We start from the raw sequence: 23,605 nt of genomic DNA on the forward strand, positions 1-23,605 counted from the left end.
CTCCGTTCGGACCCCGGCCGACCGGTTCCGTCACCAGCGGTAGACCCAGTACACCTCCATGCACTTCGAGGTGTCCGAGCCGTTGATGGCGTCCGCGTTCCCGGGCAGATCACCGGCCTTGGCCGCGGTCTGCTTCGGATACGCCGTCCCGGTACGCCAGTCGGCGCCCACGACGAGGGTGACCCCGGACACATCGGTCGACTTCTTCACCGAACTCAGCGGAATCCCGAGGGACTTGGCGACGCGCTGGGCATCGCCCTCCAGGTCGGCGCTCGGGTAGCGCACGACGGTCCGGTCCTCGGAGAGCCCGGCCGTCGCGTCCTTGGAGGCCTGCGAGAACCCCTTGCGCACCAGCGCCTCGGCGAGCGTGCCCGCACGTCCGCCCACCGGGCCGAGGGTGGAGCTCGCGGTGGCGTTCTGCACGAGGACGCCGATCTCGCCGTCCGGCCCGGAGGGGGCGACCGTGGCCTGGGCGGTCTTCTTCGCGCCCGCGCCCGCGGCTGCCTTGCCGTTCTTGTCCAGGGCCACGTCGTCGCGGAGCATCTCCCAGAGCTTGTCGGCGTTCGCGCCGTCCGGCACGACATGGTCCTTGTTCCGCGAGTCCGGGACGTTCGGCATCGTCACCGAGGTGATCCGGTCCGTCGGCACCGACCTGAGCTGCGTGCCCAGGTCGTACAGCTTCTTGACGGAGCCGATCTCCTCGGACACCTGGAGGGACTTCGTGGCCGCCTCGGCCAGGTCCATCAGCCGCGGGGTGTCGGTGAAGACGTTCTGCCCCTTGAGCGTGCGCATCATCGAGTTCAGGTACATGTGCTGGGCCCGGGCCCGCATCAGGTCGCTGCCCCAGGCGTGCCGGGTGCGCAGCCACTCCAGGGCCTGCTTGCCCTCGACCTTGTGTGTGCCCGCCTTCATCTTGAGGCCGGAGCCGCCGGGCACCGTGGCCGTCGGGCGGTCCCAGACGTTCTGCTTCACGCAGACGGAGACACCGCCGATGGCGTCGGCCATCCGCACCACGCCCGCGAAGTCGATCGTCATCCAGTGGTCGATGTAGACCCCGGTGAGGTTCTCCCAGGTGGCGAGCGTGCAGCCGGCGCCGCCGCGGGCCAGGGAGGCGTTGATGATGTCGGTGGTCGCGGGGTAGGTCTTCCCGGTGTCCGGGTCCTTGCACTCGGGTATGTCGACCCGGGTGTCGCGCGGGATGCTCACCATCGCTGCGCTCTTGCGGTCCGCGGACAGGTGGATGAGCATCTGCACATCGCCCCGCGGCGGGTCTCCACGGTTGTCCCGGCTGCCGCCGAGCTTCACGTTCTCGTCGGAGTTACGGCTGTCCGAGCCGATCAGCAGGATGTTCAACGGCGTCTGGCCGGCCGCGTTGGCCTCGGACCTGTGCGCCTTGGAGTCGCCGCTGCTGCGCTCGCCCTTGCGGATGTTGCCGTTGAGGTGCTGGTAGTACAGGTATCCGGCGCCGGCCGTGCCGAGTATCAGTACGGCGAGCGTGGTCGCGGACCATCTGAGCACCCGGTGCTTGCGCAGGGCCCGCCGCCGTCCGTGCCGCCCGCTGCCGGCGTCCCCGCCGCCCGCGCTCCCCGACCCGCCCTCGCCGCCGCCCCCGTCGGCTTTCCGCGGACCCCGAACGGGCCGGGTAACCGGCCGCGTCCCGTCCTCGTGCACATCGCTGCGCGCCATCCCCTGTCTCCCCACCCTCACGCCGAACGAACGAAAGACCTGCCGTACGCCCCGTTAGACGCACGACAGGCCCCTCAGGTCACCGCGAGGCGGCTCTCACTTGGCGCACTCGACCTTGTCGGCCGTCGACTGCTGCACCCCTTCCGGTGCCTTGGTCGCCGTGGTGAAGGACACCCCGGCGCCCTTGAAGTCCTTGCCGAGGGTCAGGGTCATGGCGGGCAGGCCCTGGGAGTTGGTGACGCTCTTGCCGGGCTTCAGCGCGGATCCGGACAGGCCCATGATGTCGGCGAGCCTGCGCGCCTGGTCGGCCTGGTCGGGGTCGTACTCGAGGGTGGTCTTCGCCAGCGAGGCGCCCGCGTTGCCCGCGTTCTCCGACTTCAGTACGCCCTCCTCGTTCTGGAGGTACTCCAGCTCGGCCTGCGCGCTGCCCGCCGCCGCACCGCCGTTGAGGACGCGCACCCGCACCTCGGACGCGGCCGACTTGGTGCCCTTGAGCCGGGCCGCCTCCTCCGCCGCCTGGGCGCTCTTGGACGCGCTCGCCTTCTTCTTGACCTCGGTGAACGACACGTCGCCCTTGATCATGTCGAACACCGTGGGCGCCGTCGCGTCGTTGAGGACGACCGTCGCCTTCACCTTCTCCGCCGGGTTGTCGACGACCGGCACGGTGGTGAACGTCAGGTTCTTCACGTTGAGCTTGCCCAGCTCAAGACCGAGGTCCTTCAGCTTGCCGATGCTGTCGAGCTGCGAGTCGACGGTCAGCGCCTTGGTGCCCGCCTCGGCCAGCTTCAGCATCTTCGCCGGGTTGGTGAGTGTGTCGTTCGACTTCAGCTTGCGCATCAGCGCGCTCAGGAACTGCTGTTGGAGCGTGATCCGGCTCAGGTCGCCGCCGAAGCCGACCGAGTGCCGGGTCCGCACGAACGCGAGGGCGTCCTCACCCGAGATGGTGTGCTTGCCCTTGGACAGCTTGAGCTTGGAGTCCTTGTCGTCGATGTCCTTGGCCAGACAGATCTCGACACCGCCGACCGCCGTGGTCAGCGTCTTGACCGCGTTGAAGTCGGCCACGATGAAGTTGTCGGCCTGGATGCCGGTGAGCTCGGTGACGGTCCGCACCGTGCAACTGGGCGTCCGTTCGTCCTGGCCCAGGCTGGTGTTGAAGCGGACGTCCGCCGTGCCCGGGATGACCTTGGTGGTGCCGTCCGCCTGCGTGGTCGGGCAGTCCGGGACGTCGACGATCAGGTCGCGCGGGATGCTCAGCGCGGTCGCGTTCGAACGGTCCTTGGAGACGTGCAGCAGGATCGTGGTGTCGGCGTGCCCGACGCTGTCCTTGTCGCCGTAGCTCCCGTTGCCCGCGCCGGTGCGCTTGTCGGTGCCGATCAGCAGGATGTTGATCGCCTTGTCCGTCTGGAAGCCACCGGTGCTCGCGCCGTCGTCGGCGACGGAGGTGATGTTGCGGTTGAGGTGCTGGATGTAGAGGTAGCCGCCGCCGGCCGCCGCGACCAGCACGAACGCCATCGTGCCGCCGGTCCACAGCAGCGCCTTCTTCGCATTCGACTTCTTCTTGACCGGCCGCCGCCCGCGCCGCCCCGGCAGCGGCTCCTCGGGCGGAGCGCCCCGGCGTCTGCGCGGCGCCGGAACCTCCCGGCCGGGCGCCACGGGCGCTGTCGTACGACCGCCCGGCGCGCTCGCGCGGTGCGGTGAGGGCGTGGATCCACGAGGACCGGGAACGCCCGACTGCGGTGCGGAAGGGGTCAGTCGCAGTTCGTATTCGCCGGTGTTCGGGTTGAGAACCCACTGGTCGGCGGGGTCGATGTCGCCCGCCCGCCCACGGCCTTGTGCGTCCACGGTTGCTGAATCCTCCGTCGGCCGGATGCAACGGAGCGCTCACACTAGCCGTCCGATTCGCCGACAGGTTACGACGGTGAGAAATGGCACGCCCCTACAACCGGGCAATCCGCCCATTTGATCGGACACCGCTTCACTGCCTTGGGAAATGCTTTACCCGCAGGTGTCCTCGGCCGCCGTGTTGCCGTGGAAGGTGGGCACCCCGCCGCCGTGCTCAGATTCTTCATAGGGTTCTTCGTCATGAGAATGTTCTGAAACTTTCGGGACTTTCTTCGCCGCCGTCACCGTCACCGGCGCATCCCTGCGCAACCGTTCGAAAAGCCGCTGCGCCTCGGGCTCCACGAGTTGATCGCGATTGCTGTTGTAGACGTACGACTCCCGCGGAACGGTAAGGAATTGCACACGCTCCGTGGGGATGTCCCGCAGCCCGCGCACGAGTTCGTACAGCCCGCGCAGACTCGCCAGATCCGGATCGGTGGTGAGCGAGGAAGTCGCCGCGTCCAGCACGGGATAGAGCTTCACCGGATTCAGCAGTACGTCATTGCTCTGCACCTTGTTGACCAGCGCCCCGAGAAAACGCTGCTGACGGTCCATCCGGTCGGTGTCGCTGCCGTTGCCGAGGGTCTTGCGGGCGCGTACATAGCCGAGTGCCTCCTCGCCGTCCAGCGTCACCCGTCCCGCCGGAAGCCGCAGCTTGGCGGCCTTGTCGTCGATCGGCTCGGCGAGGCAGACCGCCACTCCGTCGACCGCGTCCACCATGTCCTTGAACCCGTGGAAGTCGACAACCATGTGGTGATCCACGCGAATGTTCGTGAGTTTCTCCACGGTCCGGATCGTGCAGGCCGAACCGCCTTTCTGGAAGGCGTAGTTGAACATGGTGAACACAGGCTCGCTGCGGGTCCCGTCGGACTCCCGGCAGGCCGGCACCTCCACCATCAGGTCCCGGGGCAGCGACACGGCGGTCGCGGTGCGCCGCCCGGCCGCCAGATGCAACAGGATCGTGGTGTCCGACCGCTCGGTCCCCGAGTCCCGCCCGTACCGCGCGTTCCCGTCCCCGGAACGCGAGTCCGACCCGATCAGCAGGATGTTCTGCGCGTCCTTCACGAGCGAGGTCGGCCGCTCCTTCTCGTACCGGGCGAGCTCGGCGGCGGCGTCGTCGTCCGGGGTGATGTTCCCGTCGAGCGCGGCGTAGAGCGCCCACCCGGTCCCGACGGTACCGGCGACGAGCAGCACGGCCCCGAGCCCGCCGTACCGGACCCACCTGCGCCGACGCCGCCGTAGGAGCCCTCTCCCGGTCGCGGACGATCCTGCGCCGGGCCCGAGGGTGCCTGCGCTGTCGGTCACGTGCGGGCCCCCTCGTGGTCTAAGAGTCTGCTCTTACGACCATGGCGTGGACGAGGGTCGGGGGGAGCCCGGTACTGCTCTGTTCGGGTGAGTGTGACTCCCTAGGGGCGCGGGGCTGTATCGATCTGCGGCTGCGCCGCGTGGGCGCGACCAGCCGCGGACAGCCCGCACCCGGCTCTCGACAGGCCTCGTCAACGGCGAGTAGCCGAAACCCGCTCACTCTCGACCCGCTTGGCAAGCCCCTCCTCGCCCAGCTGCTCCAGATGACGGCACAACACCACGGACCCCCCGTTCGCGAGCGGCCCGTACAACCCGGCGTTCAACCCGTCCCACGTGTCATACGGCAACCCGGACAACACCCGATCCCCCGTCCCCTCCGCCCGCGCCCGCTCCACGACCTCCGCCGCACTGAACTCCCGCCCGGCGACGATCAACGCGGGCTCGTCGGGATCCACCGGAGCGAACGGCACGAACCGGTCGCCCTGGCCCGGCACCTCCACGGCGTAGTCCGCGAATCCGGCCGGTGTCTGCGGAAACCGCCCGCCCGGCGGCCGCAGTGCGAGAGCGACCCGCTCCCCGGAACACGCCCGAGCCGCCTCAAGAGAGTCCGGCCCGCTCACCACCACATCGGCGGCCGACGGATCCCCGCCGACGTCCGCGACCACCCCCACCGACGCGCACGCCAGCAGCCACACCGCCGTCTGCCAGTGCGCGGGCAGCAGCAGCGCCACCCGGTCACCGGGCGTGGCGGCGAGGTCGCCCTGGAGGAGGTTCGCGGTCTTGGCCACCCAATTGGCGAAGGTGGCCACGGACAATTCGACACGTTCACCCGTGGCGTCGTCGTAGAAGGTCACCAGGGGGCGGCCGGGATCCGCGGCGAGCGCGGAACGCAGCAGGTCGGCAGGGGTGCGATCGGTGGCGTTCACCCGCAGAAGCGTACGCGGGCGCACGGCCGGACACCCTCGCCCGGGGCCACCGGTTCGGCGCAGTGGTACCCGACGGTCCGTCAGTTCCCGGATGGACAGATTTATATGACTATGTCCAATATCTGGAGCATGCGTGGACTTCTTGCTTCCTCGATCGGCGTCACCTGCGCCGCCGCCCTCGCCCTGCCCCTCACCTCGCCCGCGGTCGCGGCCAGACCGGCGTCCCCGGCGACCGTGAGACCGGCGTCGGGCGCGGAAGCCCTCGGCGGCACCCAGTCGCTGCCCCTCACGCCCCTCGCCTCCCGTGACCGCACCCTCGCCCCGGCGGCCGGCGAACAGGGCCTGGCCCGTCGGGACGTGCGGCACTTCTCCCTCGTCGGCGTGATCTGGGACGACCCGGACACCGTGCTGCACGGCCGGGTCCAGGTCCGCACCCGCGCGGCAGGCACGGACACCTGGTCAGGCTGGCAGGACCTGGAGACCCACAACGACGACGCCGCCGACCCCGGCACGGCCGAGCGCACCTCCGGCCGCGTCCGCGGCGCCACCGCCCCGCTGTGGGTGGGCGACTCGGACGGGGTCGAGGCGCGCGTCCGCGCGGAGAGCGACCGCAGGACCGAGGACACGGCCCGCGGCCCCCGTACGGCGACGACGGGCGCGTCCCTCCCGGCGGGCCTGCGTCTGGAACTCGTGGACCCGGGGGAGAGCGCGCCGGCGCCCGACGAGCGACAGGCCGCCGCGGGCGCCCCTCACCGCGGCACCGCGCTCCGGTCCGCCCCCGCCGACGAACCCGCCGCGGACCGCGCCACGCTGGACGCGTCCGCCGCCAACGCCGGCCTGGCCGCGCCCGGCGCCGCCGAGATCCCGGAGCTGAACCGGAAGCAGACCGAACAGGAGCTGTTCGCCCTGCGCGCAGGGGAGTTGACGGAGCAGCAGCGGGTGAAGCCGTACATCGGACCGCGCCCGCGCATCGTCACCCGGCGCGGCTGGGGCGCCGACGAGAGGCTGCGCGAGCGGAAGTTCGTCTACACGAAGAAGGCCAAGGCGGTCTTCGTGCACCACACGGCGTCCGGCGGCGGATACCGCTGTACCCAGGTTCCCTCGCTCATTCGCGGTATCTACCGCTACCACGTCGAGAGCATGGGCTGGCGAGACATCGGCTACAACTTCCTCGTCGACAAGTGCGGAAACATCTACGAGGGCCGGGCGGGCGGCGTGGCGAAGCCCGTCCTGGGCGCCCACACCCTCGGTTTCAACACCAACAGCGTGGGGATCGCCGTCCTCGGCAGCTACGGCTCCACCAAGCCGTCCGCCGCCGCGGTGAAGGCCGTCGCACGGCTCGCCGCGTGGAAGCTCGGACTCCACGGCGTCAATCCGAAGGGCAGGACATATCTGAAGTCGGGCGGTGGCAACCTCTACCGCAAAGGCACGAAGGTACGACTGAACGTGATCTCCGGCCATCGGGACGGCTTCGCCACGGAGTGCCCCGGCCGGCTGCTCTATCGCAAGCTCGGCTCCACCCGTACGACAGCCGCCCGTCTCCAGGGTCGCTGAGCATCCGGGGAGCCCTGGTACCACCCGTTTCACCGCCGTCGGGGGGCAGGCGCGAATGCCGCACGGTCGCCGAAGGTGCCGCACAACGGTCTGCATACACTGGCCGGTCGAAAGACAGTTCGGGCCGGTCCCGGCAGGAAGCGGAGACGACAGGTGACAGAAGCGATCCTCCTGGTCGGCGGCAAGGGCACCAGGCTGCGGCCCCTCACGGTCCACACGCCGAAGCCCATGGTCCGTGCGGCGGGCGTCCCGTTCCTCACCCATCAGCTGGCCAGAGCGAGAGCGGCGGGCGTCGACCACATAGTCCTCGCGACGAGCTATCTCGCGGAGGTCTTCGAACCGCACTTCGGCGACGGCTCGTCCCTGGGCCTGCACCTCGAGTACGTCACCGAGGAGGAGCCCCTCGGCACGGGCGGCGCGATCCGCAACGCGGCCGCCCGTCTGCACTCCGCCCCCGACGACCCGGTACTGATCTTCAACGGTGACATCCTGACCGGCCTCGACATCGGGGAGCTGGTCCGCACCCACCGGCGGACCGGAGCCGACGTCTCCCTCCACCTCACCAAGGTCACCGACCCCCGCGCCTACGGCCTGGTCCCCACGGACGGGACCGGCAGGGTCCTCGCCTTCCTGGAGAAACCCCAGACCCCCGAGGAGATCGTCACCGACCAGATCAACGCGGGGGCCTACGTCTTCCGCCGCTCGGTCATCGACACGATCCCGGCGGGCCGCCCGGTCTCGGTGGAACGCGAGACCTTCCCCGAACTCCTGTCGGCCGGCGCCCACCTCCAGGGCATGGTGGACTCCACGTACTGGCTGGACCTCGGCACCCCGGCCGCCTTCGTCCGCGGCTCGGCCGACCTGGTCCTGGGCCGGGCCCCGTCCCCGGCGGTTCCCGGCCGCTGCGGCGACCGCCTGATCCTGCCCACCGCGCGGGTCGCCCCCGACGCCAAGCTGACCGACGGCACGGTGGTCGGCGAGGGTGCGTACGTCGCGGACGGCGCGCGGGTCTCCGGCTCCACGATCCTGCCGGGCGCCGTGATCGAACCCGGCGCGGTGATCACCGACTCCCTGATCGGCACCAGGGCCCGCGTCGGCGAACGCTCCGTCCTCACCGGCACGGTCATCGGCGACGGCGCGGTCATCGGAGCCGACAACGAACTACGGACCGGAGTACGCGTGTGGTGCGACGCAAGAATCCCAGCAGGCTCGGTCCGCTTCTCATCAGACCAGTGAAGAACGGGACCCCCACCACAGTCAGCCCCTCCACCACAGTCAGCCCCTCCACCACAATCGGCCCCTCCGCCCCAATCAGCCCCTCCGGCGTTTGAGGAGCGGGGGTCCAGGGGGCGGAGCCCCCTGGAACGGACGGGACGGGTAGGGGCGGCGGGGGCGAAAAAAGCCCCTGTCCCCCCGGGGCCAAGTCACAACCGCCCGATGTCCCCCCGAGTCATCCGCGGGGCCCGCCGCGGCGGCGTACGCCCACTCAACAGAATCAACCGAGCCGCCCGATGCCGCTGCCCCGCATAAGGCTCCAGCAGCGACAACATCACCGCATCATCCGCCTCCCGGTCCCCCGCCAGCGCGAACCCCACGATCCTCGGCAGATGCAGATCCCCCACGGTCACCGCATCCGCCGCCCCATGACTCCGCTGCACCACCTCCGCGGAGGTCCAAGGCCCCACCCCCGGCACAACCTCCAACCGAGCCTGCGCGGCGGCAGCAGACATCCCCACCGCCTCCTCCAGCCGCGCGGCAACCCGCACGGCCCGCAGAATCGTCGACGCCCGCTTGTCGTCCACCCCGGCCCGATGCCACTCCCACGACGGGATCAACGCCCACGTCCGGGGCGCCGGCATCACCCACAGCCGCCCACCCGCCGCGGGCCCGGGCGCCGGCTCCCCGAACTTCCGCACCAGCAACCGCCACGCCCGGTACGCCTCGTCGGTCGTGACCTTCTGCTCCAGCACGGAAGGGATCAGCGACTCCAGCACCAACCCGGTCCGCGTCAGCCGCAGCCCGGGCCGCCGATGCCAGGAATGAGCGACGATCCGATGCCGGGGCACGAAAGCGGAAGGATCGTCCGCGGCCCCCAGCAACTCCGGCAACCGGGAGAGCAGCCACTCACCCCCCGGCCCCCAGGCCTGTCCGCGCACCTCACCGCCGTACACGGAAACCCGCAGCGTCCCGGGTCCGACCGGGGTACGACTGGCCCGCCACACGGACCCGTCCGGCATCGCCCGGAACGTCGGATCCCCGGGCCCCCGCCGCAGCGCCCCGAGCACCAGCCCGAGTTCGACGGGCCACCCGGGCACCCAGGTCCGCACCAGCCCGGCCTCGACCGCCGCCGCCGCCCGCCGCGGGGCAGGCACGGCAACCTCCCCACCGCGCACGGTCGTACGCGTGGGCTTCGGAGCGAAACGTCCTGCCACGGATGAAGTCCTGAGGTACGAGAGAAACCGGGAGCAGCCCTACGACACTAGACGCACCTCAGCGCACCTCGATGAAACTCCCCGCATCCCGCTCCGGCCGCGGCCGGGGTTCCTCCGCCGGATGCCCCACCGCCACGGCCCCCATCGGGTCCCAGCCCTCCGGCAGCCCGAGCGTCTCCCGCACCACGTCCCGGCAGAACATCGTGGACGACACCCACGCCGACCCCAGCCGCTCCCCGGCCAGCGCGACGAGGAAGTTCTGCACCCCGGCCCCCGCGGCGACGACGAACATCTCCCGCTCGGCCGCGTCCCGCCGCACGTCGCCGTACGTGTGCGAGCCGTCCATCACCAGACACGGCACGACGAGATACGGCGCCTTCCGCAGCACGTCACCCCGCCGCACCCGCTTGGCGACGGACTCCTCGGACTTGCCGTCCCGCCGCAGATCGGCGATCCAGGCGTCCCGCATGGCGTCCAGCAGCCCGGTACGCGCACCCTCGGACTCCAGCAGCACGAACCGCCACGGCGTCGTGTGATGCGGCGCGGGCGCGGTGACGGCCGCGGCGACGGCCCGTCGTACGGCCCCGGGGTCGACCGGCTCGTCGGTGAAGGCCCGGACGGTACGGCGCTGGGTGACCGCCTCCCGGACCGCCTCCGAGGTCCCCAGCCGGAACATGTCGTCGCGCGCATCGCGCACCATGGCCCGTGCTCCTTCCCCGGGCTCCTCGTCCACCACGTGCGCCAGCCCGCGCACGACGGCGACGGGCAGCCCGGCGGCCTTGCCCTTGACGAGATCACCGGCGGCGGCCAGTTCGTCGGCCGTCGCCACGACGGTCGCGCCGAGCGGATTGCCGTACGCGTCCGTGCCGCCCCGCAGATCGTCCAGCACCCGCACCCCGGCGGCGCCGATCGCGACATCGGTGAGCCCCGCGCGCCAGGGCCGCCCGAAGGTGTCGGTCACCACGACGCCGACCCGGACCCCGAGGAGGTCCCGCAGCCCGTCCCGGACCGCCCGCGCGGACGCGTCGGGGTCCTCGGGCAGCAACAGCACGGTCCCCGCGGGGGTGTTGGAGGCGTCCACCCCGGCGGCGGCCATCACGAGCCCCTGCCGGTTCTCGACGATCCGCAGCGCCCCGCGCCGCGCCACGACCCGCACGGTCTCGGCGTCGATCGCGGCCTCCCGGTCGCCCGCCTCGACGACCCGCCCCTCCGCCTTGGACACGATCTTCGAGGTGACGAGCAGGACGTCCCCGTCCACGAGGCCCGGTTCGGCGGCGGCGATCAGCTTGGCGAGGTCGTCGCCCCGGGCGACCTCGGGGATTCCGGAGACGGCCCACACGCGGTAGCCGTCGCCGGGCTCCGGCTTCTCCGCGGCCGACGTCTGCCGGGATTCCGGATCCCCTGCCGAGAACTCGCCGCTCAAGACGCCCGCACCTCCTCCGCCAGCTCCAGCGCCTCCCGGGCCATCCGCGCGGTCGCGTCGAGGTCGGTCATCATCAGCGGTACGGCCCGGCAGCGGACGCCCGCCGACTCGATCCGCCCGACAGCGTCCGCGTCGACGGTGTCGACGAGCCAGCCGTCCAGCAGCCCCGAGCCGTAGTGTTCGGCGACCGCCGCGGCACTCGACTCGACGCCGACCGCCGCGAGGACCTTGTCGGCCATGCCGCGCACGGGCGAGCCCCCGACGATGGGGGACAGGCCCACCACCGGCACGCCGGCCTCGGCGATCGCCTCCCGGATTCCGGGCACGGCGAGGATCGTGCCGATGGACACGACCGGGTTGGACGGCGGGAACAGCACGACGTCCGCCTCCGCGATCGCCTCCAGCACGCCCGGCGCCGGCTTGGCCTGCTCCGCGCCCACCGGCACGATCGCCTCGGCGGGCACCGAGGCCCGCAGCCGCACCCAGTACTCCTGGAAGTGGATGGCCTTGCGCTCGCCGTCGAGATCGACGGCGACATGCGTCTCGATGCGGTCGTCGCTCATCGGGATCAGCCGCACCCCCGGCTTCCACCGGTCGCAGAGCGCCTCGGTCACCGCGCTCAGCGGATACCCGGCACCGATCATCTGCGTCCGCACGATGTGCGTGGCGAAGTCCCGGTCCCCGAGCCCGAACCACTCGGGCCCGACGCCGTACGCCGCGAGTTCCTCCTTGAGGTGGAAGGTCTCCTCGGCCCGCCCCCAGCCCTGCTCCTCGTTGATACCGCCGCCGAGGGTGTACATCACCGTGTCGAGGTCCGGGCAGACCTTCAGCCCGAAGAGGTGGATGTCGTCCCCGGTGTTGCCGATGACCGTGATGTCCGCGTCCGGCGCGGTCTGCTTGAGACCACGCAGGAACCGGGCACCGCCGATGCCGCCTGCCAGAACCACAATGCGCATGGGAGCAAGTCTGGCAGGCGGGTACGACAACGCGTCATGCGGTCACGACGTCCGCCTCGCCGAGGGTCTCGCGGGCGGTGCAGGCGACGGGAGTCGCCCCGGTCGGACGAAGGTGGGACTCGGGGAGCATCGGCATCTCGGTCAGGCCCGGGTAGTAGACGTGCAGGCTCACCGTCGGCTCCAGCGCGTCGTTGACGACCTCGTGCACGTACCCCGGCGCGAACACCCGCTGCGCACCCGCGCTCAGCACGCGCGTGCCCCGCTCGGTCCGCTCCGTCAGCGTGCCCTCCAGGACGGTGAGGATCCCGGAGGAACGGCCGTGGTCGTGCAGCCCGCTGCCCTGCCCGGGCACCCAGGAGAGCAGCCACACCTCGTAGCCGGGACCGGTACGCAGCCGGTGGTACCAGCGGCTCGTCGCGTCGTACCGGACGAGATGCGCCCACTGCGAGCGGTCGTCGGCGATGGAGCGGGCCAGGCCGACGAACTCGGCGACGGTGGCCGGGTGCTCGCGCGGGGCCTGCAGGAGGTGCGGGACCTCGAGGAGGTCGCCGGCGATCTGGAGGTCGTTGTCGCTGTTCATGGAGTGCGGTGAGTCCTCAGCGGAAGAGTGTGGGGGAGGGCTGGGTGTGGCTGGGTGTCGCGTACCGCCCGCCCGGATCACGGGAGGACAGGAATGCCCTGGTGCGGGCGGGGAACAAGCAGCCGAGTCACGGTGGACTCAGGAACAGCCGGAGCGCGTTGGGCTCAACAGCTGGAACAGCAACAACAGCTACAGCGAGCGCGGGCAGCACCGTGGGACCCGGCGGAGCGGATCGAGGTGAGTGCCAAGTTCGCGAGCATGCCCACAAGGACAGCGGCTCACACCCGCACTGTCAACTCGACACCCAGGATGTGGGACATGTTTCACCTCATCCGGTTCATCTCCATGGCGAAAGGTTTGTTCATGCGTCTACCGGGACACATGGCGCACAACCGGGCGCACGGGCCGTGACCTTCCCCGCGACTTCCACGCGCGCGTACGGAACGAGATCGAACTGACGGGCGTCCTTCCCCGTACAGGCCCGAAAGGCCTGGCGCGGCTCGGCAGCCCTCTCGGGTCTCATTCGCTTGTCAAGGTTTATGCCGATTTGAACACTTTCTGCTAGGCCTTGGTTCCGCAGAGTGAATAAGGGGCCCAATAGCAGATCTCGGCTTGACTCGCCCGGAGCAGCACACTTGTAATTTCACTCGTGTCGTTCAGCCGACATCGGTAACGGCTACATCACGGGGACGCGAAAGACAGACGAGGGGCGCACATGACCGAGACGGTGCAGCAACTGCTGGTCGACGACGCGGACGAGGAACTCGGCTGGCAGGAGCGCGCGCTGTGCGCCCAGACCGACCCCGAGTCCTTCTTCCCGGAGAAGGGCGGCTCCACCCGCGAGGCCAAGAAGGTCTGCCTCTCCTGCGAGGTCCGCTCCGAGTGCCTCGAATACGCCCTCGCCAACGACGAGCGCTTCGGCATCTGGGGCGGCCTGTCCGAGCGCGAACGCCGCCGGCTGAAGAAGGCCGCCGTCTGACGCGGGGCGCTCTTGCCGGCACTCCGCGCAGCACTTCCCGCACGCAACCGAACGGCCCGTCGCACCTGGGTTATCCACAGGCGGCGGGCCGTCGTCCTGCCCAGCCGATAGTGTGGGCGCTCGTCCGAGACGCCTCGCCGCCCCCAGCGGGCACAGGCGTCCACCGCAGTCCACCGAACCGGGGCCCGTACCTCGATGTCCGTGCACAGCCACCCGGCAGTCCAAGACCACGCTGCCACTCCTGAGTTCCCGCGTCATGTGGTGACCGCGGTGCTCGTCTCTCACGACGGCGCCCGCTGGCTGCCCGACGCGCTCGCCGGGCTGCTCGGCCAGGAGCGCCCGGTGCAGTTCGCCATGGCCGCCGACACCGGCAGTGCGGACGACTCCGCCCAGCTGGTCACCGACACCCTGGGCGCCGACCGGGTTCTGCACCTCGCCCGGCGCACCGGCTTCGGCCAGGCCGTCGAGGAGGCGAACCGCACCGCTCCCGTCCTCACCCCGGACGAGCTGCCGTACCTGAAGCGGCCCAGCGGCTGGGACCCGGTCACGCGCACGTGGCGCGACGACGCGTACGACATGCCGGAGCTGCCGCACGGCGAGCCGGTCCAGTGGCTGTGGCTGCTGCACGACGACTGCGCCCCCGAACCCGACGCCCTGGCCCAGCTGCTGCGCGTCGTGGAGAACGAACTGGAACTCGGCCGCGACGACGTCGCCGTGGTCGGCCCCAAGCTCCGCGGCTGGTACGACAAGCGCCAGCTCCTGGAGGTCGGCGTCTCCATCGCCAACTCCGGCCGCCGCTGGACCGGCATCGACCGCCGCGAACAGGACCAGGGCCAGCACGACCACGTCCGGTCCGTGCTGTCGGTGTCCACCGCCGGCATGCTGATCCGCCGCGACCTCTTCGAGCAGCTCGGCGGCTTCGACCGGCGCCTGCCCCTCATGCGCGACGACGTCGACCTGTGCTGGCGCGCCCAGGCCGCCGGCCACCGTGTCCTCATCGCCCCCGAAGCCGTCGTACGCCACGCCGAGGCGGCCTCCCGGGAGCGCCGCGCCGTCGACTGCGCGGGCCGCACCACCGCGTCACCGCACAAGGTCGACAAGGCCGGAGCCGTCTACACCCTGCTCGTCAACACGCGTACGGCCGCGCTGCCCTGGGTGCTGGTGCGGCTGATCCTCGGCACCCTGGTGCGGACCGTCGCCTACCTCGTCGGCAAGGTCCCCGGACAGGCCCTCGACGAGATCCGGGGCCTGCTCGGCACCCTGCTGCGGCCCGAGCGGATCATCGCCGGGCGGAGCAGGCGCGGCAAGCCGGTCGTCGACAAGGAAGAGCTCAGGCAGCTGTTCCCGCCGCCCGGTGCGACCGTGCGGGCCACCGTGGAACAGGTCGCCGGCGACTTCTTCGGCGGCTCCGACGCCGAGACCACCGCGGCCGGACGCCATGGCGGCGGCATCGAGTCCGGGCCCGGCGGCGACGACGCGGACTTCCTGGAGATCGAGCAGTTCGCCCGCCTCAAGCGCATCGCCCGCAAGCCAGGACCGGTGCTCTTCCTCGCCCTGCTGCTCGTCGCCCTGGTCGCCTGCCGCAACCTCCTGGGAGGCGGCGCGCTCGCGGGCGGCGCCCTGCTGCCCGCCCCGGCCGACGCGAGCGACCTGTGGTCGCGTTACGCGGACGCCTGGCACGCGGTGGGCGCGGGCGGTACCTCGTCGGCGCCGCCGTACCTGGCGATCATCGCCGCGGTGTCCTCCGTCCTGTTCGGCTCGACCGGGATCGCACTGACGGTCCTGCTGGTCTGCTCGGTGCCGCTCGCCGGCGTCACCGCCTACTTCGCCTCCCGCCCGCTGGTCGAGTCCCGCCTGCTGCGCGCGTGGGGGGCCGTCGTCTACGCCTTCCTGCCCGCCGCCACCGGCGCCCTCGCCGGCGGCCGGGTCGGCACCGCCGTCCTCGCCGTCCTGCTGCCGCTCATCGCGCGCGCGGGCGTCGCGGCCGGCGGCCTGACGAACACCACGGGCGGGCGCGGCAGTTGGCGCGCCACCTGGGCGTTCGCGCTCCTGCTCACCGTCACCACCGCGTTCACGCCGATCATCTGGCCGATCGCCCTGCTCCTCGGCATCGGTCTGCTGGCCGTGCGCCGCACCGACATCACCGCCTACGGCCTGCGGTTCCTCGCCCAGTTCGGCACGCCTTTGCTGGTCCTCGCGCCCTGGTCGCTGACCCTGCTCCCGTTCGGCTTCTTCGAGCAGGCCGGTCTGGAGTACGGCTCCTCCGCCGCGTCCGCCCTCGACCTGCTCGGCGCGAGCCCCGGCGGCCCCGGCACGGTCGACGGACTGATGCTCATCGGCGTCGTGCTGGCCGCGCTCGCCGCCCTGCTGCGCAGCGAGCGGCAGTTCGGCATCTGGACGGCCTGGGCGGTGGCCCTGGTGGGCCTCGTCTTCGCGGTCCTGTCCAACGACTCGACCTGGGCGGGCCCGGCCACCCTCGTCTACGGCCTCGCCCTGCTGGCCGCCGCCATGCTCGGCGCCGACGGGGCACGCGCACGCGTGGCCGAGCAGAGCTTCGGCTGGCGCCAGCCGGTCGCCGCACTGATCGCCTTCGCCTCCGCCGCGGGGCCGCTGCTCGTCGCCGCGGGCTGGATGATCGGCGGCGCGGACGGGCCGCTGGAGCGCCGCGACCCCGTCCAGGTGCCCGCGTTCGTCGCCGAGGAGAGCGGCACTCGCGACCAGGCCCGCACCCTCGTCCTGGACAGCGACTCCTCCGCGCATGTCGGCTACATGCTGGTGCGCGGCTCCGGCGCCCGTCTCGGCGACGCCGAACTCGCGGCGGCCGACGGCGGGAACAGCAAGCTCGACAAGGTCGTCGCCAACCTCGTCGCCGGCTCCGGCGCCGACCAGGCCGACCAGCTCGGCGGCTTCGCCGTGCGCTACGTCCTCGTCCACAAGGGCGCGCCCCGCGCGGTCACCCGCGTCCTGGACGCCACGCCCGGCCTGACCCGGCTCAGCCAGCAGGACGGCAGCGGACTGTGGCGGGTCGACCAGGAGGTCGCGCGCGCGAGCGTCGTCGCGAAGTCCGGCTCCGGCACCGCGCAGCCCGTCGCCGCGGGCCCCGTCGGCATCCACACCACGATCCCGTCCGGCGCCGAGGGCCGGATCCTGCGCCTCGCCGACACCGCCGACGAGGGCTGGACGGCCACCCTGGACGGCACTCCGCTCACCCGCACCACCGTCGACGGCTGGGCCCAGGGCTTCGAACTCCCCGCCTCGGGCGGCACCCTGGACGTCACCTTCGACGACCCCTTCACCCACACCCTCTGGCTGTGGACGCAGGGCTTCCTCGCCGTCGTCCTGGTGGTGCTGGCCCTGCCCGGCCGCCGCCGTGACGTCGACGACGACCTCCCCGAGGAGCAGGCGGTCCCCGCCCAGGCCGTGGAGGGTGAAGGCCGCCGCGCGCGCCGCCTGCGCGCCCAGGCCGAGGAGACCGCGACGGGCGAGGACTCCCCTCCGCTCCCGGAGGAGGCCCCCGCCCCCGCCGCCGTCCCACAGCAGCAGCCCTACGGCGACTGGGACGTCCCGAACTACGCGAACGCCGAGTACGGCACCTACGCGGGCGACCAGTACCAGGGCACCGCCGAGCAGTACCCGGCGGGCGGCTACGACCAGCAGCCGTACCAGGCGGACCCGTACCAGAGCGGCCAGTACGACCCGTACGCCTACGGCGGGCAGCCCCAGCAGACGTCGTACGACCAGACGTACGGCGGCCCGTACGAGCAGCAGTACGACCAGGGCTACGACCCCGCCTACGACCCGGCGCAGCAGCACCCGGACTCCGCCGACAGTGAGCGCCCCGACGGGAGCCAGCAGTGAACCGCACCACCCTGTCCTTCCTCGCCGGCCTCGCCGCGCTCGCCGCCGTCACCGGCTTCGCCACGCTCAGCCCACCGCAGGCCGCGGGCACCGCGGGGACGGCCGCCGAGCTGCCCGTGGAGCGCACCAGCCTGCTGTGCCCGGCGCCGAGCACCTCCGACATCGCGGAGACGTCGTACACGTCGTTCACGCCCGTCACCAAGGGCGCGGGCAGCGGCGGCAAGGCGGAACTGAAGGCGGCCGCCGAGGAGTCGGACGGCAAGAGCGCGGGCAAGAAGAAGGCCGCCAAGCCGGTCCTCGCACCCGAGGAGCCCGGCAAGCCCGCCACCGGGGACACCTCCGGCGGCGACGCGTCCGCCCTCGTCGGCACCGCCGAGGGCGAGTTCGCGCCCGGCTGGACCGTCCAGGAGACCACGGAGGTCGCCGCGGGCGCCGGACGCGGGCTCCAGGGCGTCAACTGCTCCGCCCCCGACACGGAGTTCTGGTTCCCGGGCGTGAGCACGGCCGCCGACCGCACCGACTACGTGCACCTGACCAACCCCGACGACTCCGCCGCCGTCGTCGACATCGAGCTCTACGGCAAGGACGGCGCCCTCGACTCCACGCTGGGGGAGGGCATCACCGTCGCGCCGCACTCCAGCGACCCGATCCTGCTGTCCACGCTCACGGAGGAGAAGCAGGAGAACCTCACCGTCCACGTGAACGTCCGCAGCGGGCGGGTGGGCGCGGCGGTGCAGGCCCTGGACGACAAGCTCGGCGGCGACTGGCTCGCCGCGTCCACGGACCCCTCCGGCAGCCTGGTGCTGCCCGGCATCCCGAAGGACGCCACCGCCGTGCGCCTGGTCGCCTTCACGCCCAGCGACTCCGACGCCGACCTCAAGGTGCAGCTCGCGTCGCCGTCCGGCCTGATCACCCCGGCCGGGAACGAGACGCTGCATGTGAAGGGCGGCATGACGACCGCCGTCGACCTCGGCGACGTCACGCGCGGGGAGGCCGGTTCGCTGGTCCTGACCCCCACCGACACCTCCGTGCCGGTGGTCGCCGCCCTGCGGGTCGTCCGCGGCAAGGGCGACGACCAGGAGACGGCCTTCATCCCGGCCACGCGTCCCGTCGGTACGCGCGCGACGGTCGCCGACAACAGCGCCAAGGGCACCACGCTCTCCCTGACCGCCCCCACCCGTGCGGCCACCGTCAAGGTCACCGCCTCGGCGGGCAGCGAGGGCGGTGAGGCCGTCTCGAAGACCTTCACCCTCAAGGCGGGCACCACCGAGAACGTCGAGGTGCCCACTCCGACCGGCCTCAAGGGCACCTACGCCCTGACGGTGGAGCACGTCTCGGGCGGCCCGGTCTACGGCGCCCGCACCCTGGCGGCGACAGCGGACGGCGTCCCCGGCTTCACTGTCCAGACCCTCCCGGACGACCGGGGCATGGTGGCGGTTCCGGAGGCGGACGAGGATCTGTCGGTGCTGCAGAAGTAGGTGCTCCAGAAGGAGTGGTGGTGATCCGCGGTCGGCTCAGTCCTCGCCGTACCGCGGATCGACCGTCTCCGGGGTGAGCCCCAGCAGCTCGGCGACCTGTTCCACGACCACCTCGTGCACCAGCGCGGCCCGCTCGTCGCGCCCCTTGGTGCGGATCTCCACCGGCCTGCGGTAGACGACCACGCGCGCGGGACGGTCCTCGTGCGCGGGGATCGTCCCGCCCAGTGGCACCGCCTCGTCGTTCCAGGCCTCTCCGGGTCCGTCCAGCCGCGGTACCTCCAGGACCATGAAGTCGATCTCGGCGAGCTGCGGCCAGCGTCGCTCCAGGCGCTCCACGGAGTCCTGCACCAGGTCCGCGAACGCCTCGGCGCGACTCGCGGCGAGCGGCACCTGTGGCGGAGCGATCGGTCCACGCATGCCTCGCCCGTGGCGATCACGGCGGCGGGGCCCGGGGCCGGTGGCGCGGGGCGTTACGGGGTTGTCCATCACCGGTGAAGCGTAATGCCCGCCGCACTTCGGCGCCCGGCCCCCACGCGGTACCCGGACACCGTCCGGAACGAGGTACGGCCGCCTCGTACGTCATGTCGGCAGTTGACCATTCCAGCCAAGGTTGGGCTCGATTCCGTATCTCTCCGCGACCGCCTTTATCTATGCAATTGACATGTTTTCCACCAAGTGGTGAGGGGACTCAGGTGTGTTCGGCCCCTCGAAAACGGATGTCCGCGCAGGTCATCGCGGTGTGATCGGTGAGGCGTGTGGGGTGTTTCACAGCACGACACGGTGGAGTGACCTGGGGGAGTGTCGTCGCGGCCCGCTCAAGAGTGCGGTACCGTCCAACGTCGTGAGCCCTGTACGTCGCTGTTCGCGCACCGCTTGCGGCCGCCCCGCCGTCGCGACGCTGACGTACGTCTACGCCGACTCGACCGCGGTCCTCGGCCCGCTCGCCACCTACGCCGAACCCCACTGCTACGACCTGTGCGCCGAGCACTCCGAGCGCCTCACCGCCCCGCGCGGCTGGGAGGTCGTCCGTCTCCTCGACAGTTCGGCGCCCGCCCGGCACAGCAGTGACGATCTGGAAGCGCTTGCCAACGCCGTGCGTGAGGCGGCCCGTCCGCAGGAACGCGCCGCCGAAGCGGGCGGGGCCCGGCGGGCCGATCCGATGGAGGTCGCACGCCGCGGCCATCTGCGGATCCTGCGCTCACCCGACAACTGAGCCGCTCCGCCCACCACTTGTGCCACACGTGTTCCGCTGAGTGAAGCGCGGCCATTGACGTGTGCTCGGCGCGGACACGACCATTCCGTAAGCCGAAGTGAGTGAGAAATCGCTTTCCGCATGACGGAACGGGGAGGCGCCCGTGTACGTCCAGGAACTCGAACCCGTCGCCGACTCGCTCGGGCTGTCCGCCCTCGTCGCGGCCCTTCCCCTGCTGCTTGTCCTCGTCCTGCTCGGCGGCGTCCGCATGAAGGCGCATCTGGCGGGCCTCACAGGCCTGTTGGCGGCCGCACTGGTCGCCTGCCTCGCCTACGGCATGCCTGTGGCGCAGACGGTCTCCAGCGCCGCCCAGGGGGCCGTCTTCGGCCTCTTCCCCATCCTGTGGATCGTCGTCAACGCCCTGTGGGTGTACCGGATGACCGTCCGCACCCGGCACTTCGACATCCTGCGCCGCTCCTTCGGGCGGCTGTCCGACGACCCGCGCATCCAGGCCCTCGTGGTCGCCTTCTGCTTCGGCGCGCTTCTGGAGGCCCTCGCCGGTTTCGGCGCCCCGGTCGCGATCTGCTCGGTCATGCTCGTCGCCCTCGGCTTCGACCCGGTGCGCGCGGCGGTCGTCGCACTGGTCGCCAACACCGCGCCCGTCGCCTTCGGCGCCATGGGCACACCGGTCGTGACACTCGCCCAGGTCACCGGGTTGCCGTTGGAGGACGTCGCCTCCGTGGTGGGCCGTCAAACGCCGTTGCTGGCCCTGGTGGTGCCCCTGGTGCTGGTCTTCCTGGTCGACGGGAAGCGTGGCCTGCGCGAGACGTGGGTCCCCGCGCTGGTCTGCGGAACCGCCTTCGCCGTCGCCCAGTTCGCGGCCTCCAACTTCATCTCCGCACAACTTGCCGACATCGGTGCCGCCTTGGCGGGCGCGGGCGCCCTGGTCGCCGTACCCCACGCGCGCAGGCCCGCCGCCGAACCGGTGCGCACGGCCGTCCTGACCGGCGCGCGCAGCGAGGACCTCGACGAGAGCGACCCGCGCGGTGAAGTCGTCCGCGCCTACGCCCCGTACGGGCTGATCGTCGTGATCTTCTCCGTTGCGCAGATCCCGGCCGTCAAGGACTGGCTGGCGAAGGCGACCCGGACGTACGACTGGCCCTTCCTGAACGTCGTGAACGCTGACGGAGATCCGGTCGGAGGCAATGTCTTCACCTGGCCGATCGTCTCGACCGGCGGCACCCTCGTGCTGCTCGCCGGGATCCTCACGGCGGTCCTGCTCGGCGTGCACGCGCGTGTGGCCGTTCGCGAATGGGCCGCCACCGTGCACGAGTTGAGGCTCGCGATCCTGACCGTGACGTCCGTCCTGGCGCTCGCCTATGTCATGAACCTCTCCGGACAGGCGGCCACCATCGGCCACTTCGTGGCCGCGGCCGGCGCCGGACTGGCCTTCCTGTCACCGGTTCTCGGCTGGTTCGGCGTGGCCGTGTCCGGCTCCGACACCTCCGCCAACGCGCTGTTCGGAGCACTTCAGGTGACCGCGGCCCGCGAGTCCGGGCTCTCCCCGGAGCTGCTGGCCGCCGCCAACAGCTCCGGCGGTGTCCTCGGCAAGATGATCTCCCCGCAGAACCTCACCATCGCCTGCGCGGCCGTCGGGCTCGCGGGCCGCGAGGGGGACCTGCTGCGCAAGGTGCTGCCCTGGAGCCTCGGGCTGCTGCTGGTGATGTGCCTGATCGTGGTCGGGCAGAGCTCGCCGCTGCTGGGCTGGATGCTGCCCTGACCCCGCGCACGCCTTCTGACCTCAGATTACGGCTGGGCGTCCGCTCGGCCGTCGCACAGCGCGCTGTCAGTGCGTGCGGGTAGTTTGTGGTGACCGACAGGACTTTCAGAAGGGTTGGCCGTGACCGATCTGTCACAGCTCGTGAAGGCGTACGACGTGCGCGGAGTCGTCCCGGACCAGTGGGACGAGACGCTGGCGGAGCTCTTCGGTGCCGCCTTCGTGCAGGTGACGGGCGCGAGCGCGATCGTGACCGGCCACGACATGCGGCCCTCCTCCCCGGGCCTGTCGCGTGCCTTCGCGCGCGGAGCGGCCGCCCGCGGAGTGGACGTCACCGAGATCGGCCTGTGCTCGACCGACCAGCTGTACTACGCCTCCGGCGCGCTGGACCTGCCGGGTGCGATGTTCACGGCCTCCCACAACCCCGCCCAGTACAACGGCATCAAGATGTGCCGCGCGGGCGCGGCCCCGGTCGGCCAGGACACCGGCCTCACCGAGATCCGCGAACTGGTCGAGAGGTGGAGCGGGACGGGCGCCCCGGCAGCGGCCGCCGAGGCGGGCACCCTCACGCGGCGGGACACGCTGAAGGACTACGCGGCCCACCTGCGTACCCTCGTCGACCTGACCTCCATCCGCCCGCTGAAGGTCGTCGTCGACGCGGGCAACGGCATGGGCGGTCACACCGTCCCCACCGTCTTCGCGGGTCTGCCCCTGGACGTCGTCCCGATGTACTTCGAACTGGACGGCACCTTCCCGAACCACGAGGCGAACCCCCTGGACCCGGCCAACATCGTCGACCTCCAGAAGCGGGTCCGTGAGGAGGGGGCCGACCTGGGCATCGCCTTCGACGGCGACGCCGACCGCTGCTTCGTCGTCGACGAGCAGGGCGCCCCGGTCTCCCCGTCCGTCATCACCGCCCTGGTGGCCTCCAGAGAGCTCGCCAGGAACGGCGGCAAGGGCACGGTCATCCACAACCTGATCACCTCCTGGTCGGTCCCGGAGGTCGTCAAGGAGCACGGCGGCACACCGGTACGCACGCGCGTGGGCCACTCCTTCATCAAGGCAGAGATGGCGAAGAGCGGCGCGATCTTCGGTGGCGAGCACTCCGCGCACTACTACTTCAAGGACTTCTGGAACGCCGACACGGGCATGCTGGCCGCCTTGCACGTCCTCGCCGCGCTGGGCGGCCAGGAAGCCCCCCTGTCCGCCCTGGTCGCCCAGTACGACCGCTACGTCGGCTCCGGCGAGATCAACTCCACGGTCGCCGACCAGACCGGCCGCCTGGCAGCCGTCAGGGCGGCCTACGAGAGCCAGGAGGGCGTACAGCTCGACGAACTGGACGGCCTCACGGTCACCGCCACCGACTGGTGGTTCAACGTCCGCCCCTCCAACACCGAACCCCTCCTGCGCCTGAACGCGGAGGCGAAGGACGAGGCGACGATGGCGAAGATCCGCGACGAGGTACTGGCAGTCATCAGGGCCTGATCCAACGCTTCCACCCATCCCGGTCCCCCGGAGCCTTCTCTCCCGGCCCCTTCCGGATCCACGTAACCCAGCCTCTCCGGCGTTTGAGGAGCG

At 71.5% G+C, this 23,605-nt stretch carries 17 protein-coding genes; 8 read left to right on the forward strand and 9 right to left on the reverse strand.

Going from position 1 to position 23,605, the window contains the following annotated elements; translation table 11 throughout:
• Positions 1-30: 30 nt before the first annotated feature.
• The 4 genes from ACFYRX_RS38050 to ACFYRX_RS38065 form a co-directional block, all read right to left on the reverse strand.
• On the reverse strand, positions 31-1,686 hold the full coding sequence (locus ACFYRX_RS38050; protein ID WP_389110288.1) for an LCP family protein: 1,656 nt from the start codon (positions 1,684-1,686) through the stop codon (positions 31-33).
• A 96-nt stretch (positions 1,687-1,782) separates the two neighbouring features.
• Positions 1,783-3,528 (reverse strand): LCP family protein, encoded by a 1,746-nt coding sequence (locus ACFYRX_RS38055; protein WP_389110291.1) that lies wholly within the window; start codon positions 3,526-3,528, stop codon positions 1,783-1,785.
• 153 nt (positions 3,529-3,681) lie between these two features.
• Positions 3,682-4,872, reverse strand: a complete 1,191-nt coding sequence (locus ACFYRX_RS38060) for an LCP family protein (protein ID WP_389110294.1) — start codon at positions 4,870-4,872, stop codon at positions 3,682-3,684.
• 191 nt (positions 4,873-5,063) lie between these two features.
• Entirely contained in the window at positions 5,064-5,798 is a 735-nt protein-coding gene (locus ACFYRX_RS38065) for a TIGR03089 family protein (RefSeq protein ID WP_389110296.1), read from the reverse strand.
• A 129-nt stretch (positions 5,799-5,927) separates the two neighbouring features.
• Here ACFYRX_RS38065 and ACFYRX_RS38070 point away from each other — a divergent pair, with 129 nt between their 5' ends.
• Entirely contained in the window at positions 5,928-7,352 is a 1,425-nt protein-coding gene (locus ACFYRX_RS38070) for a peptidoglycan recognition protein (RefSeq protein WP_389110299.1), read from the forward strand.
• Positions 7,353-7,505: 153 nt separating this feature from the next.
• Positions 7,506-8,588, forward strand: coding sequence for a sugar phosphate nucleotidyltransferase (locus ACFYRX_RS38075; protein WP_389110301.1), 1,083 nt, complete (start codon positions 7,506-7,508; stop codon positions 8,586-8,588).
• A gap of 188 nt (positions 8,589-8,776) precedes the next feature.
• On the opposite strand, the gene ACFYRX_RS38080 is transcribed toward ACFYRX_RS38075, so the two are convergent.
• Genes ACFYRX_RS38080 through ACFYRX_RS38095 form a run of 4 tightly spaced genes read right to left on the reverse strand, consistent with a single transcriptional unit; the run spans position 8,777 to position 12,743 of the window.
• The gene (locus ACFYRX_RS38080; RefSeq protein WP_389110303.1) at positions 8,777-9,784 is read right to left on the reverse strand and encodes a DNA-3-methyladenine glycosylase family protein; all 1,008 of its coding nucleotides are present in this window, start codon (positions 9,782-9,784) and stop codon (positions 8,777-8,779) included.
• A gap of 58 nt (positions 9,785-9,842) precedes the next feature.
• Entirely contained in the window at positions 9,843-11,207 is a 1,365-nt protein-coding gene (locus ACFYRX_RS38085; protein ID WP_389110305.1) for a coenzyme F420-0:L-glutamate ligase, read from the reverse strand.
• Positions 11,204-12,163 carry a 2-phospho-L-lactate transferase gene (cofD, locus tag ACFYRX_RS38090; RefSeq protein ID WP_389110307.1) on the reverse strand — a complete coding sequence of 320 codons (960 nt, stop codon included), beginning with the start codon at positions 12,161-12,163 and terminating at the stop codon, positions 11,204-11,206. Before cofD ends, ACFYRX_RS38085 begins: the two co-directional genes overlap by 4 nt.
• A 34-nt stretch (positions 12,164-12,197) precedes the next feature.
• Complete coding sequence (locus ACFYRX_RS38095; protein WP_389110310.1) at positions 12,198-12,743, reverse strand: cysteine dioxygenase; 546 nt, start codon at positions 12,741-12,743, stop codon at positions 12,198-12,200.
• A 715-nt stretch (positions 12,744-13,458) separates the two neighbouring features.
• Between ACFYRX_RS38095 and ACFYRX_RS38100 the strand changes: the two genes are divergently transcribed.
• The 3 genes from ACFYRX_RS38100 (at position 13,459) to ACFYRX_RS38110 (ending at position 19,058) form a co-directional block, all read left to right on the forward strand.
• On the forward strand, positions 13,459-13,722 hold the full coding sequence (locus ACFYRX_RS38100) for a WhiB family transcriptional regulator (protein ID WP_020137941.1): 264 nt from the start codon (positions 13,459-13,461) through the stop codon (positions 13,720-13,722).
• Positions 13,723-13,917: 195 nt separating this feature from the next.
• On the forward strand, positions 13,918-17,580 hold the full coding sequence (locus tag ACFYRX_RS38105; protein ID WP_389110313.1) for a glycosyltransferase family 2 protein: 3,663 nt from the start codon (positions 13,918-13,920) through the stop codon (positions 17,578-17,580).
• On the forward strand, positions 17,577-19,058 hold the full coding sequence (locus ACFYRX_RS38110) for a DUF5719 family protein (RefSeq protein WP_389110316.1): 1,482 nt from the start codon (positions 17,577-17,579) through the stop codon (positions 19,056-19,058). The genes ACFYRX_RS38105 and ACFYRX_RS38110 overlap by 4 nt, the downstream gene beginning before the upstream one ends.
• Before the next feature lie 36 nt (positions 19,059-19,094).
• Here ACFYRX_RS38110 and ACFYRX_RS38115 read toward each other — a convergent pair whose 3' ends face one another.
• Positions 19,095-19,544, reverse strand: a complete 450-nt coding sequence (locus ACFYRX_RS38115) for a metallopeptidase family protein (RefSeq protein ID WP_389110319.1) — start codon at positions 19,542-19,544, stop codon at positions 19,095-19,097.
• A gap of 355 nt (positions 19,545-19,899) precedes the next feature.
• Here ACFYRX_RS38115 and ACFYRX_RS38120 point away from each other — a divergent pair, with 355 nt between their 5' ends.
• The 3 genes from ACFYRX_RS38120 to ACFYRX_RS38130 all read left to right on the forward strand — a co-directional run bounded on the left by ACFYRX_RS38120 (position 19,900) and on the right by ACFYRX_RS38130 (position 23,512).
• Positions 19,900-20,271, forward strand: coding sequence for a DUF3499 domain-containing protein (locus tag ACFYRX_RS38120; RefSeq protein WP_389110322.1), 372 nt, complete (start codon positions 19,900-19,902; stop codon positions 20,269-20,271).
• Between the two features lie 142 nt (positions 20,272-20,413).
• Positions 20,414-22,030, forward strand: a complete 1,617-nt coding sequence (locus ACFYRX_RS38125; protein WP_389110325.1) for an L-lactate permease — start codon at positions 20,414-20,416, stop codon at positions 22,028-22,030.
• A gap of 114 nt (positions 22,031-22,144) precedes the next feature.
• Positions 22,145-23,512: a phosphomannomutase/phosphoglucomutase gene (locus ACFYRX_RS38130; protein WP_389110328.1), complete on the forward strand. Its 1,368-nt coding sequence runs from the start codon at positions 22,145-22,147 to the stop codon at positions 23,510-23,512.
• Positions 23,513-23,605: the final 93 nt, after the last annotated feature.

Source organism: Streptomyces sp. NPDC005374 (assembly GCF_042872225.1).
Classification (GTDB): domain Bacteria; phylum Actinomycetota; class Actinomycetes; order Streptomycetales; family Streptomycetaceae; genus Streptomyces.

Coding starts and splice junctions, on each gene's coding strand:
- ACFYRX_RS38050 (WP_389110288.1), bottom strand. CDS start 1,686: ATGGCGCGCAGCGATGTGCACGAGGACGGGACGCGGCCGGTTACCCGG.
- ACFYRX_RS38070 (WP_389110299.1), top strand. CDS start 5,928: ATGCGTGGACTTCTTGCTTCCTCGATCGGCGTCACCTGCGCCGCCGCC.
- cofD (WP_389110307.1), bottom strand. CDS start 12,163: ATGCGCATTGTGGTTCTGGCAGGCGGCATCGGCGGTGCCCGGTTCCTG.
- ACFYRX_RS38095 (WP_389110310.1), bottom strand. CDS start 12,743: ATGAACAGCGACAACGACCTCCAGATCGCCGGCGACCTCCTCGAGGTC.
- ACFYRX_RS38100 (WP_020137941.1), top strand. CDS start 13,459: ATGACCGAGACGGTGCAGCAACTGCTGGTCGACGACGCGGACGAGGAA.
- ACFYRX_RS38105 (WP_389110313.1), top strand. CDS start 13,918: ATGTCCGTGCACAGCCACCCGGCAGTCCAAGACCACGCTGCCACTCCT.
- ACFYRX_RS38115 (WP_389110319.1), bottom strand. CDS start 19,544: ATGGACAACCCCGTAACGCCCCGCGCCACCGGCCCCGGGCCCCGCCGC.